Annotated in this window: 19 protein-coding genes; 7 read left to right on the forward strand and 12 right to left on the reverse strand. The window is 44.1% G+C overall.

What is annotated here, in order from left to right:
- Positions 1 to 49: 49 nt before the first annotated feature.
- Positions 50 to 874: an AraC family transcriptional regulator gene (locus tag L4C44_RS08420; RefSeq protein ID WP_428804858.1), complete on the reverse strand. Its 825-nt coding sequence runs from the start codon at positions 872 to 874 to the stop codon at positions 50 to 52.
- A gap of 110 nt (positions 875 to 984) precedes the next feature.
- Here L4C44_RS08420 and L4C44_RS08425 point away from each other — a divergent pair, with 110 nt between their 5' ends.
- Both L4C44_RS08425 and L4C44_RS08430 read left to right on the forward strand, forming a co-directional pair.
- The gene (locus L4C44_RS08425) at positions 985 to 1,461 is read left to right on the forward strand and encodes a YHS domain-containing (seleno)protein (protein WP_327784589.1); all 477 of its coding nucleotides are present in this window, start codon (positions 985 to 987) and stop codon (positions 1,459 to 1,461) included.
- Positions 1,462 to 1,623: 162 nt separating this feature from the next.
- Positions 1,624 to 2,250 (forward strand): START domain-containing protein, encoded by a 627-nt coding sequence (locus L4C44_RS08430; RefSeq protein WP_428804859.1) that lies wholly within the window; start codon positions 1,624 to 1,626, stop codon positions 2,248 to 2,250.
- Between the two features lie 34 nt (positions 2,251 to 2,284).
- On the opposite strand, the gene L4C44_RS08435 is transcribed toward L4C44_RS08430, so the two are convergent.
- The 4 genes from L4C44_RS08435 to L4C44_RS08450 all read right to left on the reverse strand — a co-directional run bounded on the left by L4C44_RS08435 (position 2,285) and on the right by L4C44_RS08450 (position 5,022).
- Positions 2,285 to 2,815 carry a DNA mismatch repair protein gene (locus tag L4C44_RS08435; protein WP_146492591.1) on the reverse strand — a complete coding sequence of 177 codons (531 nt, stop codon included), beginning with the start codon at positions 2,813 to 2,815 and terminating at the stop codon, positions 2,285 to 2,287.
- Between the two features lie 8 nt (positions 2,816 to 2,823).
- On the reverse strand, positions 2,824 to 3,210 hold the full coding sequence (locus L4C44_RS08440) for an MAPEG family protein (RefSeq protein ID WP_428804860.1): 387 nt from the start codon (positions 3,208 to 3,210) through the stop codon (positions 2,824 to 2,826).
- Between the two features lie 607 nt (positions 3,211 to 3,817).
- Positions 3,818 to 4,285 carry a YjiG family protein gene (locus L4C44_RS08445; protein ID WP_004737023.1) on the reverse strand — a complete coding sequence of 156 codons (468 nt, stop codon included), beginning with the start codon at positions 4,283 to 4,285 and terminating at the stop codon, positions 3,818 to 3,820.
- On the reverse strand, positions 4,285 to 5,022 hold the full coding sequence (locus L4C44_RS08450; protein WP_048610036.1) for a nucleoside recognition domain-containing protein: 738 nt from the start codon (positions 5,020 to 5,022) through the stop codon (positions 4,285 to 4,287). The genes L4C44_RS08445 and L4C44_RS08450 overlap by 1 nt, the downstream gene beginning before the upstream one ends.
- A gap of 530 nt (positions 5,023 to 5,552) precedes the next feature.
- On the opposite strand from L4C44_RS08450, the gene L4C44_RS08455 reads away from it, so the two are divergent.
- A complete protein-coding gene (locus tag L4C44_RS08455; RefSeq protein ID WP_167373185.1) occupies positions 5,553 to 5,723 on the forward strand; it encodes a hypothetical protein in 171 nt (56 codons plus the stop codon).
- A gap of 235 nt (positions 5,724 to 5,958) precedes the next feature.
- On the forward strand, positions 5,959 to 7,398 hold the full coding sequence (nhaD, locus tag L4C44_RS08460) for a sodium:proton antiporter NhaD (protein ID WP_428804861.1): 1,440 nt from the start codon (positions 5,959 to 5,961) through the stop codon (positions 7,396 to 7,398).
- Here the strand turns inward: nhaD and L4C44_RS08465 are convergent.
- The 3 genes from L4C44_RS08465 to L4C44_RS08475 form a co-directional block, all read right to left on the reverse strand.
- A complete protein-coding gene (locus tag L4C44_RS08465) occupies positions 7,395 to 7,781 on the reverse strand; it encodes a hypothetical protein (RefSeq protein ID WP_086714579.1) in 387 nt (128 codons plus the stop codon). The genes nhaD and L4C44_RS08465 overlap by 4 nt on opposite strands.
- 171 nt (positions 7,782 to 7,952) lie before the next feature.
- On the reverse strand, positions 7,953 to 8,435 hold the full coding sequence (locus L4C44_RS08470; RefSeq protein ID WP_428804862.1) for a methylated-DNA--[protein]-cysteine S-methyltransferase: 483 nt from the start codon (positions 8,433 to 8,435) through the stop codon (positions 7,953 to 7,955).
- Positions 8,436 to 8,500: 65 nt separating this feature from the next.
- On the reverse strand, positions 8,501 to 9,877 hold the full coding sequence (locus L4C44_RS08475; RefSeq protein ID WP_428804863.1) for an AlkA N-terminal domain-containing protein: 1,377 nt from the start codon (positions 9,875 to 9,877) through the stop codon (positions 8,501 to 8,503).
- 236 nt (positions 9,878 to 10,113) lie between these two features.
- Between L4C44_RS08475 and L4C44_RS08480 the strand changes: the two genes are divergently transcribed.
- A complete protein-coding gene (locus L4C44_RS08480; protein WP_146492599.1) occupies positions 10,114 to 10,317 on the forward strand; it encodes a hypothetical protein in 204 nt (67 codons plus the stop codon).
- A 197-nt stretch (positions 10,318 to 10,514) separates the two neighbouring features.
- Here L4C44_RS08480 and L4C44_RS08485 read toward each other — a convergent pair whose 3' ends face one another.
- On the reverse strand, positions 10,515 to 11,405 hold the full coding sequence (locus L4C44_RS08485) for a LysR family transcriptional regulator (RefSeq protein WP_017630336.1): 891 nt from the start codon (positions 11,403 to 11,405) through the stop codon (positions 10,515 to 10,517).
- A gap of 154 nt (positions 11,406 to 11,559) precedes the next feature.
- Here L4C44_RS08485 and L4C44_RS08490 point away from each other — a divergent pair, with 154 nt between their 5' ends.
- Positions 11,560 to 11,913: a MaoP family protein gene (locus L4C44_RS08490; RefSeq protein ID WP_019819999.1), complete on the forward strand. Its 354-nt coding sequence runs from the start codon at positions 11,560 to 11,562 to the stop codon at positions 11,911 to 11,913.
- Positions 11,914 to 12,477: 564 nt separating this feature from the next.
- Positions 12,478 to 13,278 carry a glucosamine-6-phosphate deaminase gene (gene nagB / locus L4C44_RS08495; protein WP_008216780.1) on the forward strand — a complete coding sequence of 267 codons (801 nt, stop codon included), beginning with the start codon at positions 12,478 to 12,480 and terminating at the stop codon, positions 13,276 to 13,278.
- Positions 13,279 to 13,574: 296 nt separating this feature from the next.
- On the opposite strand, the gene L4C44_RS08500 is transcribed toward nagB, so the two are convergent.
- From L4C44_RS08500 to L4C44_RS08510, 3 genes are all read right to left on the reverse strand, one after another.
- Positions 13,575 to 14,111, reverse strand: a complete 537-nt coding sequence (locus L4C44_RS08500) for an MltR family transcriptional regulator (RefSeq protein ID WP_222433371.1) — start codon at positions 14,109 to 14,111, stop codon at positions 13,575 to 13,577.
- A 50-nt stretch (positions 14,112 to 14,161) separates the two neighbouring features.
- Entirely contained in the window at positions 14,162 to 15,310 is a 1,149-nt protein-coding gene (locus L4C44_RS08505; protein WP_146492603.1) for a mannitol-1-phosphate 5-dehydrogenase, read from the reverse strand.
- A gap of 183 nt (positions 15,311 to 15,493) precedes the next feature.
- On the reverse strand, positions 15,494 to 17,386 hold the full coding sequence (locus tag L4C44_RS08510) for a PTS mannitol transporter subunit IICBA (protein WP_146492605.1): 1,893 nt from the start codon (positions 17,384 to 17,386) through the stop codon (positions 15,494 to 15,496).
- Positions 17,387 to 17,677 lie beyond the last annotated feature (291 nt).

Genomic DNA, 17,677 nt, shown 5'->3' on the forward strand with positions numbered 1-17,677 from the left:
CCAGCCTGATGCGAATAGCCATAAACCGAGTGGGGGAGTGCCTGGCGCTTCACGACACATTTTGCTTTAGCCAAAGGCGCGGCGACACACCCGTAACATGTTGAAAGGCACGTGAGAATCCTGAGTAGCTAATGTAACCCACTTCATCGGCAACCCAATTGATGGGCTTATTTTGCAATAACAGCGATTGAGCCACTGATACTCGCCACTTTTGCACATAATCTCCCGGCGTTTCACCCACTTCTCGTTTAAATGCTTCAATAAGCTGAGTACGAGACATCGCGGCCAATGACGCCATTTCGGCAATCGAGTAATGACGAGCGGGTAATCGATGAATGGCCGTCACTACAGAAGCCAATCGAGGGTGTGCAAGAGCCGAGAAAACACCGCTATCAATTTTCTGTTGCTCAATAAGATGACGAAAAATCAAAGCCATCAAAGCGTCACTCAACTTGTCCATTAAGTACTGCTGCCCCGACGATTCTTGGCTCGACTCGTTAGATAACACTTCGATCACTGGCATTAAGTTAGGTGCGTCCACAAACGGAATCACTATCACATCAGGAAGCGCAGACAACAATGGGTTCATCTGTCCTGAGCGATACTCTACGTTCGCACATACGACCTCCGCGCCGTCTCCCACACCTTCAATCGCATGTGGTGTGCTATTCGGCAGATAAACAATACAAGGTTGCGACAGTTGCCTGTGTTCCGTGTGAGCACTAGACAAGCTCAACTCCCCCGCACTCAGTACATGAAGGTGCCCCTCTTTACCTTGTTGCGCGTTAAATGACGACACCCCACACAAGTTCCCTGAATAGAAAACGCCTGTACGTATCGAGAAGTGTTCCATTAATTGTGAAAGCAGATCCATGCACCCTCCGAACGATTCGCTTAGTTTTTAGTTCTTTTGTCCCTCTATAGACCGGACGAGTGAGCTAATTTATTTCATACAAGTTAACTAATACTGACAAGGAACTTGATATGTCACATTTGAAATCGACCAGTCAAAAAATCACTCTAATGACCGCGTTATTAGGTGCCAGCTTTTCCATCATGGCAGCCGACCTTGATATGAGCGTCGACAGCAATGACCTCGCGATTAAAGGTTATGACCCTGTTGCTTACTTTGCCAATGAAGGACCAGTAAAAGGTACATCAGAGTTCACAGCGACCTATAAGAATGCGATCTATAACTTTGCGAACAGTGAAAACAGAGATGAATTTCGAGCCAATCCAGAAGCCTATGCTCCTCAATATGGCGGTTACTGCGCATTTGGTGTGGCAATGGGTAAGAAGTTTGAGACCGATCCACAAGCTTGGAAAATAGAAGATGGAAAGTTATATCTGAACTTAGACAAGTCAGTACAAAAACGTTGGTTGGAGAACACACAAGAATTCATCCAAGATGCCGACAGCAATTGGACCACTATAAAAACGGTTGAAGCCTATAAGCTCTAGATAAATTGCCACTACCCTCCCTTCTATAAACGGAAGACCTCTGTCTTCCGCTTTTCCCAATATCAAATAACCATATTCAATACGCAGCATCTTACGACGCGAATCCAACCTATTTTTATTCTATAATCATGGAAGATAAGCTTTTCATTTCATGGAAGAATAATGATATTACCTAGGATTTTGGTACTTGGACTCTGTCTATTTTCAGCCCTCTCTTATGCGACTCCGTGGCAGTTCGTCAAAAGTGAAAATGGCATCACCATTCATAAGCGCAATCATGGGAATGGTCTTGTTGAAGTTCGAGCCCAAATGCAGGTCGAAACGAGCTACTCAGGTTTTCTCTTATTGTTGGAAGACAGCGATAACGTGCCGAATTGGATCGACAATGTGTCGCACAGTGAAGTATTAATGCAGATCTCTAGTAATGAGAATATCGTCTATACCCAGTTCAAAGCTCCTTGGCCAGCTCGTGACCGTGATATGGTGACGTATTCGAAATATGAAGTAGAAGACGGTCAATTCACCTTAACCATTAAAGATGCATCCAATTACTTGGCTAAAGAGTCTGGGTATATTCGAATCAACGAGGTCGATGCGCTTTGGGTTTTACAGCCTCTAACCAATGGCCTGACTCACATCACTTATACGGCATATGCGAATGCGGGCGGTATCCTGCCTGACTGGTTAATGAACCGCTTATCAGCTAATAACGCATTCAGTACCTTCAAAAAGCTTAAAGACCAGCTTCCAAAGTACCAAGGGAAACAGCACCCTAATCTCGACAAATAACTCAACATCAGGTTTGGCTGCAGTTGTAGAACGGTTAATTTCGTCTCGCTAGGTCACGCGCAAGAATCAATGCTAAACCAAAGATCTGAAGAAAGAGCGCGATATTTTTATAGAGGGTCATCTGCTCTTCAAGAGCTTGGAGGAGTTCAGATAAGGTTAGATTATCAAGGTAGAAGTCATCGATGCGTATGCGTTGCGATTGCTGAGCTTGGTTAATCAGCATCATGATCTGAGAAAGGTTTTCGACAGTAATCTCTGGAACTTCGCCACTGACCCACGCACCAAGCTGACCGCGCCTCGCTTCTTCTAATTCCGGCGTCACCGCCGAACTTGAAGAAGTACTAATATCCATGTGCAGCAACATAGATTCACGCTTACGTTCTAAGGTTTCAATCGTATTCCAAGCCAACTGAATCGAGTAGACATTGCCCTGTTGGCGCTCTCGATACTGTGCTTGTTCAACCACCATTTTGTCGAGCACTAGGCTCGACACAACAATGGCCAGAATATTCAGCACTAAACCTGTTAATACAATCATCCATGGTGGAGGGAGGCGTAGCGCCATGCTTGTCCTTACATAAGCTTATCAAACGGGAGATAAATCAAGTTTAGAACAACTAAAGACACCATGCTGGCAAAGGTCAAATACATGCCTTGCTTTCTTCCCTTCAGGCTACGAACAAGAATGCTTTTTCCATGAATAATACGACCAGCAACAAAAGCAATACCAATAACGTGAATTAGCCATACATTGGCGCCGTTGAACTCTAGCAACGCCATCAGTATCACGGTAATCGGAATATAGTCCATTGCGTTACTTTGAGCGGAACGAGCCACTTGTAACGATTCAACACCACCATCTGCGTGTGCTACTTGATTCTTTCTTCTTTGCTTAATCACTTCAATGGAAAGCCCTAACATGACTAACGTAAGCAACGAAGCATATAACGCTGTAACCATTATCATTTCCTACTGGTTAGTTTATTCGGCGGACTACCTCAACGTATCTGTATTCAGAAAACAAGGAGCATTCACGCCCGCACATGTGTAAGAGATCTCTCACAACAAACGTAAGAGATTACAATCAAGCTTCGCAGAAAAATCCTAGATTACAAACCCAAGCCCTTGTTTTGTATGAGTCCGCACAGTTTGCTTAGCTTTGCCTTCAGATTATTTACTTGAGGTAGATTGTCGGAGAAGCCTCCAGAGTGTTTAATATACATGTCGACAGGGAGTTGGCAGGAACAGGAAAAAGCCTAATGGATTAGGTATCTTCAGGACGAAGATTTGATGACTTCGGATGAGTTATCAGCAAGGAAGTTATACTCTAGGATAGAGTCACTTATCAGGATGATGAGTTAGTAAGGACACCGCTAGGACGGCGATGAATTGGATAGGTTAAAGGATTTAGCCAAGTCAAGGAACGATGCAGGGAGCATGTGTTACCTTATTGAAAAATAAGTAACAACGTTAGTAGCAGGATGGCTACGAAAAAGAACAGAACCCGTTTGGTGAAAGCCAAACGGGTTTTCCTTTTTCTAAAGCTTATAAAGATTCAGAAATCGGGCTATAGGATGATGTTCATCAAGAACATCGCGCCAAATGCGTTCAGTACCGAAATCGCGATCATCACTGGGATGTAACGACCTTCAGTTCCGATTGGCCCCATGATACGGCCCATGTATTGCACTTGAGAACCCATCAGGTAGATAGCTGGCGCCAAAATAGCAATGTGGTTGCCGTTCAAGATGCCTTGGTCAAACAACGTGATAACCACACCTACTGCGCCACCCATCGACATCCACGCGCCAATCAACACCGCTGCCGCTTCACCTGGTAAACCAAATACCGCCATGATTGGAGCAAATACGCTGCCCATCAGATCCAACGCGCCCGTAATCTGCAATGCCTTGATAATCACAAACGCCATCAGAACATTTGGCACGGTCGAGGTGGTCGCAATAACCCAGCCTTTCTTGGCACCTTCAACGAAAATATCAGTAACCATAGGTTTCTTTGCTTTAACTTCGCTCATTATGCTACTTCCTCTTCCAGTTTTTGTTCTTTGTCTGATTTTGGTTTGTCTTCTTTGCCTTCAGTAATATTTAGGTAAATGCGGAATAGGTTCGCGCCAACAAACTTGAAGATGAACATCACTGCCACAGCAAGACCAATTGACGAGGTTACTGCCAAAGAGCCATCCATCGCGGTTAGAGTGAACAACACGGCACCCGACGAGAAGAAGTTAACGATCGCGGCACCCGCGGTGAACTGGAACATCGTAAAGACATCGGTTTCACGCTTAGTTAAATGCCCTTCGTCTTTTAGCTGACGCGTCATCGCTGCACCCGCATCAGTACTTTGCAGAGAAGCAATCAATGCCAAGCCAGAGTTACCCGGAATACCCATCAGAGGGCGAAGTAGAGGTGTCAGCAGTTTGCGAGCCGCATCCAGCGCACCATAGTGCTCAAGTACGTTGATCATACCCAGTGCAAACATCACGGTCGGAATAAGTGTCAAAGCAAAAATGAAACCGTCGCGAGCACCACTACCACCTTTACCACGCAATGACGTCGTTGCCGCTTGAATACCATCAGCCGTTTCACTCACATCGTAAGCGACCTTACCGAATGAACCGTTGAGCGTTGTAAAATCGAACACTCCATACCATTCATTGGACTGCATTAAGCCTGAAAAGAACACAATCGCGAATGCGAGTGCGATATAGCTACCGATCGTGACTTTACGATCGGTTTTGGTTGGATTCGTCATAAGGACCTCTATACATCTCGTTTATGTGGAACAGAACACGTATAGATAGTGCAAACTAATGAGTAAAAGGTTAATGACCAAAATCAAATAGCGTATCGGTTTGAATAAAAGAAGCACAACAACATATAAAACTGTGACTTGGATTTAAAAGCAGGACCATACGCTAAATAAATTAGAATATTTCACATACAAAACTAAACAAACCTTGCTTCAACACCGCAACCAAAAACGCACACAATCAACACACAACTCTGGCTTCTAGTGAGAGTTTTTACCTAATCAGATCTCTGATAATGATGTAAGTGATCTCTTACATGGTGTTTTTTTTAATTTTAATTCAATTATAATACAGAGACTTAAAGAGTGAGTTCGCTTCCAAAGTGCAACCGTTTGCCCTTAGTTGATTGAGTTTTGAGCCTAGCGAAAACGGTGAGCCCGTTTATAAAGAATTTGAGCTTGATTCGAAATTTCAGCCCTCAGAGGTGCTATAGACTTCGCGCAGCCAATATTGAAGGAAAACGGTGATTACAATGGAAATGAGAACGCTTAAATATCAAGTAATGGGCAAGGGCATGTGGATCACTGCAACGGTATCTCGCGCAGTAGCGGACAAGCTGGCGCTGGAATACCAATCCTACGGCTGGCCTGTTGAAGTATGTGCTGCAGAACAAACACTGACGTTTGATCTCAATGCTGCATAATATTGGCAATTTCGAATAAGCTCTATCGGCAGTGAATCCGGTAGGGCTTTTTCTTTAGGCTTTGAGTTCTCAAGACAGTAATTTTGAGCATGTAAGACCATATTTCGTTCACATCACAGTCTATTGCTTTCACTATAATCTATTGAATTATTAAGATATCTATCACACTCCACATGGTTATTTAGGTCTACGCTTTTACGCGTGTTAATAACTTATTAACTTTGGAGCGTAATTCATGTTAGGTATCCAGCTTCCTGCTGTTCTCTTTTTATTCTTCTTTTCTTCAGTAACAAGTGCGGCTACCTCTCAGTTAGGAGAGCCTCTCAAGCTAACTAACTCATTTGTCGGCTACCTATCACTGACCATTTTCGTTATCGCCTACATTGTGGTGATGATGGAAGAGTACCTAAAGCTCCGAAAATCCAAGCCAGTGCTACTTGCGGCTGGCCTGATTTGGATAATCATTGGTTTTACCTACCAAGAACACAACCTCGTTGAAGTCGCTAAACAAGCGCTCGAACACAACTTACTTGAATACGCCGAGCTATTACTTTTCCTACTCGTCGCTATGACTTACATCAGCGCCATGGAAGAGAGAAGACTGTTTGATGCGTTGCAAGCGTGGATGGTCGGCAAAGGCTTTAACTTCCGATCTCTGTTCTGGCTAACCGGTATTCTGGCCTTCTTTATCTCACCTATCGCAGACAACCTCACGACAGCTCTATTGATGTGTGCCGTGGTTCTGAAAGTCGCAGGATCCAACCCTAAATTCGTTAACTTAGCCTGTGTAAATATCGTAATAGCCGCTAACGCTGGCGGCGCATTCAGCCCATTCGGCGACATCACAACACTGATGGTGTGGCAAGCTGGTTATGTGAGCTTCAGTGAGTTCATTCCTTTATTTATTCCTTCAGTGATGAATTACCTCGTCCCTGCACTGATCATGTCTTACTTTGTTCCAACAACCCAACCCGATACGGTGCATCAACACGTTGAATTAAAACGTGGTGCAAGACGCATCGTGTTCTTGTTCATCATGACGATAGCCACTGCGGTTGCTTTCCATGCCGTACTCCACTTCCCTCCGGTCATGGGGATGATGATGGGGCTGGCGTATCTACAGTTCTTTGGGTATTTCTTGCGTAAGACCTTACCTAATTCACTGGCCAAGAAAAAAGCGGTGGCGATTGCCAATAATGATGAGGGGGCATTAAAGAGACTCGGTTCTGTTGTGCCATTTGATGTATTTCGAAGAGTGTCGCATGCCGAATGGGACACGCTGTTGTTCTTCTACGGTGTGGTGATGTGTGTCGGTGGTTTGAGTCTGCTTGGATACTTGGAACTTGCCTCTGGCGTGATGTATAACCAATGGGATCCTATTTGGGCCAATATCATGGTGGGGATCTTATCTGCGATTGTCGACAACATTCCGGTGATGTTTGCCGTGTTATCCATGGAGCCGCAAATGTCGATGGGCAACTGGCTACTGATCACCTTAACTGCAGGCGTTGGCGGCAGCTTGTTATCTATTGGTAGTGCAGCAGGTGTCGCATTAATGGGAGCGGCACATGGTAAATACACCTTTTTTGGCCACTTGAAATGGATGCCAGTAATCATGATTGGATATGCCGTCAGTATCGCCGCCCACTTATGGCTAAATGGTGGGCTTTTCTAATTCGATGCTCCTTTCAAAGGTTGTTCAACACGTGTCCAGACGTTGCTTAACTGCATTGCTGGACACCGATTACAGGTTAGCACCTCGCCTTCGTGTTGTATTCGCATTACCAGTCCAGAATCTGATCGGCTATTCGCTGAATTCAACTTAATGTTGAGCAAATCACCTTCGACACTATAGGTTCGAGTCACGGAATTATCCGTTGTTTGATAGGTCACTTGCCCAGATTCAAAAACTAGAAAACTGTCATTATCTGCGTTCTCATACATACCTTTGAACAGAACAAGCTGTGGTACTTCGAAGGGACGACTGGTATCGGTTAAACAACCGGCTAGCAATAGCGCGCTGCTGCATCCAATTATCAGAGAGTGATGGCTATTCATTTGGGCATCCTTGCCAAGAGAACATAGTCAAAGAATATGCAACCAAATCGACATTTTCCAGAAAGCGTTGATTTTAATGCAAAGTCACATTTTAAGAACCACTAGCCTTCACCATTGAGTAGTACGTGATCCTCAGCCAGCATCGCGACAGGCTCGTTGCCAAATCGCTTACTAGTCTTGATCTCTGCCCTCTATCACCAATAAGCGCTGTTTGCGTTCTACACCACCCGCATAACCCGTCAGCTTGCCATTTTTGCCAATCACACGGTGACACGGCACAATCACAGAAACCGGATTTTTGCCATTGGCTAAGCCAACAGCACGAACGGCTTTCGGATTACCTATCGCATCAGCCAGTTGTGCATAGCTCCAAGTCTCTCCATAAGGAATGGTCGTCAGCGCCTGCCAAACCGACTGCTGAAATGGCGTGCCCTTGGCTGCGATAGGCACAGAAAATTGGATAGTTTCACCTGAGAAATAGCGATTAAGCTGCTCGATTGCCACTACAAAGATCGGAAAGCTATCATCTTGAACACCTAACTGTTCCGGCTTAGTGGTGTGTGTTTCAAACCACAGGCCTAGCAACCCTTGATCGTTCGCCTGTAAAGTCACGATTCCCAATGGACTCTCATAATAAGTAAATCGGTTAGCCATAATATCTCCTAGCTTGGTATTTCAGATGTTTGTGGATTGCTGATGTTCGTGGATAGCTATTTCTATTAAGACTGATTCCAACAGTGGAACGTCGCGTAACTCCCCCAAGGCGAAACACTCTCTATATTGATGGTGGGGCGATGCTCAATAAACTTCTTCACCACTAAATCGCCAACCAACAGATGGTTAGGCTCACTTAAACCACGAAGCAGTGCATATTGAATCGTCCAAGGTCCAATGCCTTTTAGCGCAATCCATTTAGAAGGATGCTCAGCTTCATTGTCGACCATGTATTCAGCAAAACGCTTTAAGGTCTCTTTGCGGCTTCCCGGCATTCTCAAGAAGCTCAAATCAGCCTTCGCTATCTGTTGCGGCATGGGAAAGCTAACCTCCTCATGTGCTTCAGAAAGCTCTTTGACCAATAAATTGAGCTGACCAATTGCAGCGGTTACCGAGACTTGCTGCCCCAAAATCGCTCTCACTCCGGCTTCCCAAGCACTCCACACGCCAGGAATACGGATACCACTCTTAGCGACCAAGTTAGGATCGATCGTCGCAAAGAAAGTCTCGACCTTTACAATATCGACATCAAGATCGAACATACGTCGGATATTCGTAATCAAACTTCTTAATTGGCTTATATCATCCAACTCAAACTCAATATCTAAGCGGTTCTCTTTGGCTAAAGTCGCCTTGAACCACCCCTTCGCGCCGTTCACATTCACCGTGCGCTTATAACAATCTTCGCCAACCTCTTCTAAGCCTTCAATCATTCTTCGTCGATAAAAACCCAACAAGTGCTTCCAGTCTAAAGGCCCATTAAAACCAAGCTGAATATGATTACTCAGTGTGTCACTTGGCTTCGTTCGTCGAATTTGGCTCGGCGAAAGCTGCAACTCTTTTTGGAAAGCATCGTTAAAGCGACGTGTGCTATTAAAGCCACTCGCAAAGCCGACATCAGTAATGCTCATACTGCTGGTATGTAGCAACTGTTTGGCGAACATCAATTGGCTATAAAGGCTGTACTGCTTGGGTGACACACCGATGTAATTGTTGAATAAGGTCCGTAAGTAACGATCGGAAATACCTAACCGCGTTGCAAGGTCAACGATAGATCCTGAATTCAGCGCGCCGTTATCAATCAACTGCATCGCACGTAAAAAAGTGGTTTCAACGCCCTTCCATGCCGGAGAGAAAGGCGCACTGTCTGGTCGGCAACGCAAACAAGGACGATACCCCGCTTTCAATGCTTGAGCTTGATGAGAAAAATATTCGACGTTTTCTTCTTTGGGCGGGCTTGCTGGGCAAATCGGACGACAAAAAATCCCTGTCGTTTTCACTGCTGTAAAAAACATACCATCAAAGCGAGCATCTCGCGCATATCGAGCCAAATGGCACTGCTCACTCGTTAAGGTACTATTGTGATGAATATTTTTCGACATTCTGTGCTCTTCCCATTTGCCATAGCTTTTGCTCCTATAATTAAAAGTTTACCGTGAACCAGCATCATCGCTAGCCACTTTCGGAAGCGAAGGTTAGATAAATCACAAAAAAGGGTTTTAATTTTATTCAATTCGACTAAATTTAATCTTGAGAAGAAATTCTTCTCACAACGTCAACGATAGGTACTTAGCACACCAAGATGCAGAGACCTATCGAATATAAAAAGGAAAAGGCTATGGTTCTACACACATGTCGTATTGTTTTATCAAACCAACAGGTTCTCACCAGTCAATCAGTCGAGCAATCTCTGAGCTTTCTTGAAGACAAAGCGGACAACGGGATTTCTATGATTGAGATTGACGCAACGGATGGCCACACAATCCATTCGTACATGTCACACTCTCTCGAAGAGTCTATTGAGAATCTAATGAACCTATAAGTGTGTTAACACTATAGAGCCTTTAAATAGGGCTAGGTATACCAGGCTTAAACGATTTTATTTGAATTAGAAACGATCTCTAATTCAAAAAAGAAGTACATCTCTGGTTTAAAACAAAAATGGCTCCCAACTATACAACTAGTTAGGAGCCATTTTTTTATCTCGTCAACAAAGCATATTGCTGGCTGCGCGTGCTATTACTCTGGCGTCTGTTCAGCGGCTTGTTGCAGCGTGTAAGCGGTCGATGGGTCAATCTCATTAACCAATTTCTCAACCTGCATGATCGCATCCACCGAGGTGCTGCTTTTGCGGTAGCTCAGATAAATTGGGCGATACCAGTCTTCAACCCCTTTCACCTTGTGCAGCTGACCCGAATCGATAAAAGGTTCGACTAGAGAAACCGGAAGATACGCACTACCGCCTTTCTCTAAAATGAAATCGAGGGCAATACGCGCTGTAGAGGTACGAAGATAAGGTGCCGGAACTTTAGGGTGACGTTCTGCGTGTTCTGAACCGAAGCGCGTTCCCCAATCAACATACACATATTTATGTTGGAATACCGATTCCAGATCATCTTGCTGTGTTGATACTAACACCAAAACCAAATCAGCCACTTTTTTACAGTTCAGCTCTTCCGCTTTGATCTGATCGAACGCGAACGCCATATCTAAAGTTCGTTCTAACAAGTTTCGGTTCAGTTGCTCGCGCCCCATCACCTCTGCCATAAAGCCGTAACCACCAAAAGAGTCGGTCACCACACTTAAACAGTTTTGTAGATACGCATCCCAAATATTCGGCGTGCCACCCAGCGTTAACTGCAAGGCTTTACCACTCTCTAACGACAGCTCAAATTTGGCTTGTTGTAGGGTGGACACCATCACTTCGGCATAACCAATCAAACGTTCACCGGAAGATGTGAGTTTGATGTTATTGCGATCACGAATGAAGAGTTGAGTATCAAAATAGCCTTCAAGCTGTTTGATCCGCGCACTCACCGCCGCTTGTGTTAAATACAAGTTTTCAGCTGCACGCCCAAAATGGCGCACCCTTGCAACCTCAAGAAAGGTTCTAAATACTTTCACATCCATCAAATACATCTCTGTAATAAATCTGCTAACTAGCCGATCTAGGATTGTTTATCGTAAAGGCAAAAACGTTTTGTTTCCTATTTTAGCCTTTTAACAATATTTTCGCGTGAACAATAAACACTAATTTCTATCTAACCACATTACTGAGGCTGATATGTCTGAGACCGAATTCCGACACGGAAAAAAACGTTTTTATGACACCATTAAATTCCCACGAGGGTTCGCTAAGTCGGGTGATTTTACTCTTTCAGAAGAGGAAATCCTAACCTTGTTTGGTGACACTATGCTTGCACTTGAAACTGGTGAACTAGCACCAATCAATGCAGAAGAAAAACACTTCATTAAAGTGTTATCTCACCCTCATAAGGCAAAGTCCAAGTTAGAGCGTGTTTGGTTGAAGTACATTCAACTGGCTCGTGGACGCCGTCGCTTTCATACCCTAAACGGCTGCAAACGCGGTGAAGTGCCTAGGGAAGAATACGAAAGTGAGTTAGTGTTAGAAGATTAGTAAAACCGCTCAAAGTGATTCCTCATCACTTTGGGCTTTTTTTGTCTTCGAACACACATCTCATTGTAATTGATAAGTTTAGCCAAACTGCCCATTTTTACCAATATTTATATATAATTCATAGCGATAGCGTGAATAAAACACGGCTCTTTCTCAATATCCTAGGGATTCATCCCAATGATATTCATCGTTCTTTATCCCGCTCCCGTCTTTTATCACGATAGCACCTCATTGCCATCATTATTTTCTAGCCTCAACTATACTTTCAAAGCTTGTTAATACGCCGAAGTATATCAAAACCTCAATACCTATTAATACGTAGAAACACCGTCCCTTTCAGGTGCTGAATTAGATCAATATTGCTCTATATGACAAACGTATTAATCTTGTTTAACGTAACTAAATATCCATACAATAATTGTGCAATTTTGATAGTTCCAGTCACACATATGACGAAAAAAGCAAAAACTTGACCTAAAACAATAGCGGAACTCGATAACTTATTTTATAATGCGAATTAATGTTTCAGAACACTATAAAATTTTATTTCTAGGGGCAAAATCAATGAGACTTATTCCATTAAGCAACAAAGCAAAAGTAGGTAAATGGGCTGCTCGTCATATCGCAGATTCTATTAACAAATTCGCGCCAACTGCTGAGCGTCCATTTGTACTAGGTCTTCCTACTGGTAGCACACCTCTAACTACTTACGCTGAGCTAATTGAACTTTACAAAGCTGGCGAAGTTAGCTTCAAGCACGTTGTAACATTCAACATGGATGAGTACGTTGGTATCGACCCTAACCACCCAGAGTCTTACCGCACTTTCATGCACGAGAACTTCTTCAACCACGTTGATATCCAAGCAGAAAACATCAACCTGCTAGACGGTCAAGCTGAAGACATCGATGCGCACTGTGCAGCATACGAAGAGAAAATCCGTTCATACGGCAAAATCAACCTGTTCATGGGCGGCGTAGGCATCGACGGTCACATCGCATTCAACGAACCTGGTTCTTCTCTATCTTCACGCACTCGTATCAAAACGTTAACTGAAGACACTCGTATCGCGAACTCTCGTTTCTTCGATGGCGACATCAACCAAGTTCCTAAATACGCACTAACTATCGGTGTTGCTACTCTTCTAGATTCAGAAGAAGTAATGATCCTTTCTCTAGGCCACAACAAAGCTCAAGCGCTTCAAATGGCTATCGAAGGCTCTGTAAACCACATGTGGACTGTTACAGCTCTACAGATGCACCGTAAAGCGATCATCGTTGCTGATGAGCCAGCTCAACAAGAGCTAAAAGTTAAGACTCTACGTTACTTCCAAGAGCTAGAAGCTGAGAACATCCAAGACCTATAATCTCAGGTTTTGTTGAAACAAAAAGCCACATAATGTGGCTTTTTTTGTACCTGAAATTCGCGGTCAAGGTACAAAAATACCCAGCGATTAAAACAAAAGGTGCAGATAGTAATCGACATAAGAATCGTCAATTCGTGTCATGCTTAGCTCGAAAGAAATAGTAGAGCTGGAGTGAATACAAAAAAGCGATTTCTCAAGCTAGAGAAACCGCCATCAATTTAAGTTTGGAATGAAACAAACGAGCAAATGCAAGATATGTATGTGAAGGCTCGACACAGTGAACGAAGAATAGAAAGCTAAGAACTCAGCGCGTTATCTCGGCACAAGGTAGTGATAATGTCAGTGATAGCTAAAACGATCGTCGACTTCACTTTTTGATTATGTCGCCCCAAAAACATTTCAAGCATTGGACCAGACATGGTCTCCACCATCTCCGCATCATATTCAATTGGCATAATACGCTGAATCGCGTGTACCTTATTAAGCTCAAATATAATGTCGACTTCTGTGAAACTGGTGTCGTCACCCTGTATTTTCGCCCACTCTTTCAAGGTAACGAAAACCTCTAAATCGTCATAAAGCTCTTTACTGATGACACCAAGCCCTAATAGTAGCTTAGCGCGAATCATAATCTCGCCTAACGGGCCACCGCTGTTAAGAAGAGGTTCTACAACAAACTTAATTGCAGTATCGTCTTTCTTGAAGATATTCTTTAATACGGCATCTACCGTGTCATCCAATGCATCGTAAGCAGCCATTAGGCAGGCGCCAGCACTCTCAGCTTCTGATAGGGCTTCAAGTAATTCAGTTTCATGGCTAGTTTGTATTGGCATAACGGCTCGGCAATAAGAAAGTGCCACCGGGGTGGCACTTTGATGATTTATCATTTCAATGCTAGATAAGCTTGTTCCGCTAGTTTAACAACTTCTGAGTCGATATTCAGCTCAGAATAATGCGCTAATGTCTCAGCAAAACCTTTTTCTGCGAACATTGCCTGAAGTTCAACCGCTTGAGGGTCATCTTCATTCTTATAGTGGAACGCAGCTGCGATCGCTTTTACAAGGTGCGCATTAGGAAGACCGTATTCTAGCGTACCGTTCAATGGCTTGACTAGACGATCTTGTGGGCTCAGCTTACGAATAGGCTGACGGCCAACACGGTCAACTTCATCACGTAGGAACGGGTTAGCAAAACGACCAAGAATTTTCTGGATGTATGCCGCGTGCGCTTCAGGATCAAAGCCGTAACGCTTAATCAGAACAGCACCGCTTTCTTCCATCGTTGCTGTTACTTCAGCGCGGATTTTGTCATCTTCGATAGCATCTTTGATTGTCTCGTGACCCGCAAGCACACCAAGGTATGCCGTTACCAAGTGACCTGTGTTCAGCGTGAACAGTTTACGCTCAACGAACGCCATTAGGTTATCAGTGCATTCCATACCAGGGATGTTTGGAATATCACCTTTGAATTGTGTTTGGTCTACGATCCACTCGCTGAACGTTTCAACCGTTACTGCAAGAGGGTCTGTTTCGCCCGCTTCTGCAGGTGGAACAATGCGGTCAACCGCAGAATCAACAAAGCCAATGTGCTCTTCAGTGAACGCTTTCATTTCATCAGAAAGGTGCTCTAGAACCGCTGCTTTTAGTTGGCTAGTACCGCGAACCATGTTCTCTGCCGCGATGATGTTCATTGGCGCCGTGTTGTTTGCTGCTGCACGCTTTTCGATACCTTGAGCAATAGACTTAGAAATGATTTTAAGAACCGTTGGGCCAACTGCTGTCGTCACAATGTCAGACTCAGCAATGCAATCTACCACAGCGCTTGTTGCTGAGTTTACTGCTGTCACGTTTTTAACGGTTTCAACAACGCACTCTTCACCAACAATCTTCACTGGGTATTCTTGGCGTTCAATTAACGCGTTAACAACCGTTTCATTTACGTCAGCAAAAGTAACCTTCATACCAGCGTCAGAAAGAAGTTTACCAATGAAACCACGACCGATATTACCTGCACCAAAATGTAACGCTTTCATAATTTTGACCTTATAAATATTTGAATCTAGATAGCTAACTGCTCAACAACATGCCTGATGATTAACTAGAGACATTAAGCAGTAAGCTATTCAGACTGAATCTTGTTAAGACAGATTTAGACCGAAAATGAGGCCAGTAGGGGGATACCGGCCTCCTTCACTTAGGAGCTTGACTAGAGCTTTTTAGTTTCCGTTGAGAATACGTAGAACATCAGCAGGGTTTGTTGTGTTCTGTAGGCATTCCACAGCGTCTTCATCATCAAGTGAATTGGTAATAGCCATCAGCACCATGTTGTGCTCATCGCCTTGTGCGGCAATACCGATAACCATCTTCGCGATATCGTCTTCATCTTCGCCCCACTGAATACCTTCAGGGTACTGACAGAATACGATGCCGGTTTTTTGTACGTACTGTTTTGCTTCGATTGTGCCGTGTGGTACTGCGATAGACTCACCTAGATAGGTAGACACAAGCTCTTCACGAGCAAACATGCCGTCTACGTATTCTGGAGATACGTTGCCCAGTTTGACCAGTTGCTCACCAGCGAACTTGATTGCGTCTTCTTTTTGAGTCGCTTTAAGGCCAAGGAAGATGCTGTCATTAGTCAGTGCAAGCTTGTTGCCTTCTTGTGCTGGAGCCGCTGCAGGAGCCGGAGCTTCTACTTTTGCTTCACCACTTTGAGCGTCGGTAAGCTCTGTAACTAGCTGGTCGTATACACCGCCGTCTAGGAAGTTGCTTAGAGACATGTGCATTGCACCTGGTACGGTGTTACGAGCACGGTCTGTTAAGTCTTTATGCGTGATAACAATTTGCGAATCAGCTGGTAGGTTGTTGATTGCGTAGTTGGTTACCGTGATATTTAGGCCCGCTGCATCTACTTTCTTACGCAGTAGACCAGCACCCATTGCACTTGACCCCATACCCGCATCACACGCTACGTATACTGCTTTCACGTCAGCTAGGTTGATGTCTGCACCCGTTGCTGCACCTTTAGAAGACGCTTTCATGTCTTTCATTTGCGCTGATGCTTTCTCTAGTGAATCTTCCTCATCATCTTGCGCTGATGTTTTAAGAAGGATTGACGCTACAACAAACGATACTGCCGTTGCTGCGATAACCGATAGAATCACGCCGATGTAAGAGCCTTTTGGTGTCATCAACAGAATCGCGAAGATAGAACCAGGAGACGCTGGAGAGATTAGGCCAGAGCTGAACATTACGTTAGTGAATACACCAGCCATACCACCTGCGATTACCGCTAGGATTAGACGTGGGTTCATTAGAACGTATGGGAAGTAAATTTCGTGGATACCACCTAGGAAGTGGATGATAGATGCACCCGCAGCAGATTGCTTCGCACTGCCTTTACCAAATACCATGTAAGCAAGTAGTAGACCTAGACCAGGACCTGGGTTCGCTTCAATTAGGAAGAAGATAGAACGACCGATCTCTTCAGACTGCTGAATACCTAGTGGAGAGAAAATACCATGGTTGATTGCATTGTTTAGGAATAGGATTTTCGCCGGTTCTACAAAGATAGAAGCAAGAGGTAGTGCACCCGCTTCAACCATCACGTTAACGCCAGCTGCTAAACCAGAAGACAGAACTTTCACAGCAGGACCAATCACGATGAACGCGATGATCGCGCAGATCATGCCGATGATACCAGCAGAGAAGTTGTTCACTAGCATTTCGAAACCACTCTTCACTTTACCGTGAATAGCTTCATCGAATTTCTTGATTGCGATACCACCTAGTGGACCTACAATCATTGCACCCATGAACATCGGGATGTCAGTACCAACGATAACACCCATTGTTGTGATGGCACCCACTACCGCACCACGGTCACCACCAACCATTTTACCACCGGTGTAACCAATCAATAGTGGCAGCAAGTAAGTAATCATAGGGCCAACCATTGATGCTAACGTTTCGTTAGGCCACCAACCTGTTGGGATGAATAGTGCTGTAATGAAACCCCACGCAATGAATGCGCCGATGTTTGGCATTACCATATTGGATAAGAAACGACCAAAATTTTGAACCTTGATCTTCGCTTCTGGTGATAACATAGGTAGAACCCCGTAGTGTATTGGTTGGTCAAATGACCGAAAATGTGTGCTCAAAAGTTGATTGAAATGTATCACAACATTTCCAAAATGCACCTCAAGCCAATTTTCGTGATAGCAATCACACACAAAAAACACTTAGGGGTTACTGGGAACGATTTAGATCACAAAAACGCCATGAATTAAAATTACAAAGCAAAATTAACGATAATAAATCTCATTTACACAAGATCTAGATCACACTTATGGACTCAACCATCAAAAATAATTAGCGATACGGATCACACTTAATGA

Origin of the sequence: Vibrio satsumensis (genome assembly GCF_050337435.1) — a bacterium.
GTDB classification, from domain to species: domain Bacteria; phylum Pseudomonadota; class Gammaproteobacteria; order Enterobacterales; family Vibrionaceae; genus Vibrio; species Vibrio satsumensis.

Excerpts from the sequence above, each read along its gene's own strand:
- L4C44_RS08420 (WP_428804858.1), bottom strand. The coding sequence starts at position 874 with ATGGATCTGCTTTCACAATTAATGGAACACTTCTCGATACGTACAGGC.
- L4C44_RS08425 (WP_327784589.1), top strand. The coding sequence starts at position 985 with ATGTCACATTTGAAATCGACCAGTCAAAAAATCACTCTAATGACCGCG.
- L4C44_RS08430 (WP_428804859.1), top strand. The coding sequence starts at position 1,624 with ATGATATTACCTAGGATTTTGGTACTTGGACTCTGTCTATTTTCAGCC.
- L4C44_RS08435 (WP_146492591.1), bottom strand. The coding sequence starts at position 2,815 with ATGGCGCTACGCCTCCCTCCACCATGGATGATTGTATTAACAGGTTTA.
- L4C44_RS08440 (WP_428804860.1), bottom strand. The coding sequence starts at position 3,210 with ATGGTTACAGCGTTATATGCTTCGTTGCTTACGTTAGTCATGTTAGGG.
- L4C44_RS08445 (WP_004737023.1), bottom strand. The coding sequence starts at position 4,285 with ATGAGCGAAGTTAAAGCAAAGAAACCTATGGTTACTGATATTTTCGTT.
- L4C44_RS08450 (WP_048610036.1), bottom strand. The coding sequence starts at position 5,022 with ATGACGAATCCAACCAAAACCGATCGTAAAGTCACGATCGGTAGCTAT.
- L4C44_RS08455 (WP_167373185.1), top strand. The coding sequence starts at position 5,553 with ATGGAAATGAGAACGCTTAAATATCAAGTAATGGGCAAGGGCATGTGG.
- nhaD (WP_428804861.1), top strand. The coding sequence starts at position 5,959 with ATGTTAGGTATCCAGCTTCCTGCTGTTCTCTTTTTATTCTTCTTTTCT.
- L4C44_RS08465 (WP_086714579.1), bottom strand. The coding sequence starts at position 7,781 with ATGAATAGCCATCACTCTCTGATAATTGGATGCAGCAGCGCGCTATTG.
- L4C44_RS08470 (WP_428804862.1), bottom strand. The coding sequence starts at position 8,435 with ATGGCTAACCGATTTACTTATTATGAGAGTCCATTGGGAATCGTGACT.
- L4C44_RS08475 (WP_428804863.1), bottom strand. The coding sequence starts at position 9,877 with ATGTCGAAAAATATTCATCACAATAGTACCTTAACGAGTGAGCAGTGC.
- L4C44_RS08480 (WP_146492599.1), top strand. The coding sequence starts at position 10,114 with ATGGTTCTACACACATGTCGTATTGTTTTATCAAACCAACAGGTTCTC.
- L4C44_RS08485 (WP_017630336.1), bottom strand. The coding sequence starts at position 11,405 with ATGGATGTGAAAGTATTTAGAACCTTTCTTGAGGTTGCAAGGGTGCGC.
- L4C44_RS08490 (WP_019819999.1), top strand. The coding sequence starts at position 11,560 with ATGTCTGAGACCGAATTCCGACACGGAAAAAAACGTTTTTATGACACC.
- nagB (WP_008216780.1), top strand. The coding sequence starts at position 12,478 with ATGAGACTTATTCCATTAAGCAACAAAGCAAAAGTAGGTAAATGGGCT.
- L4C44_RS08500 (WP_222433371.1), bottom strand. The coding sequence starts at position 14,111 with ATGCCAATACAAACTAGCCATGAAACTGAATTACTTGAAGCCCTATCA.
- L4C44_RS08505 (WP_146492603.1), bottom strand. The coding sequence starts at position 15,310 with ATGAAAGCGTTACATTTTGGTGCAGGTAATATCGGTCGTGGTTTCATT.
- L4C44_RS08510 (WP_146492605.1), bottom strand. The coding sequence starts at position 17,386 with ATGTTATCACCAGAAGCGAAGATCAAGGTTCAAAATTTTGGTCGTTTC.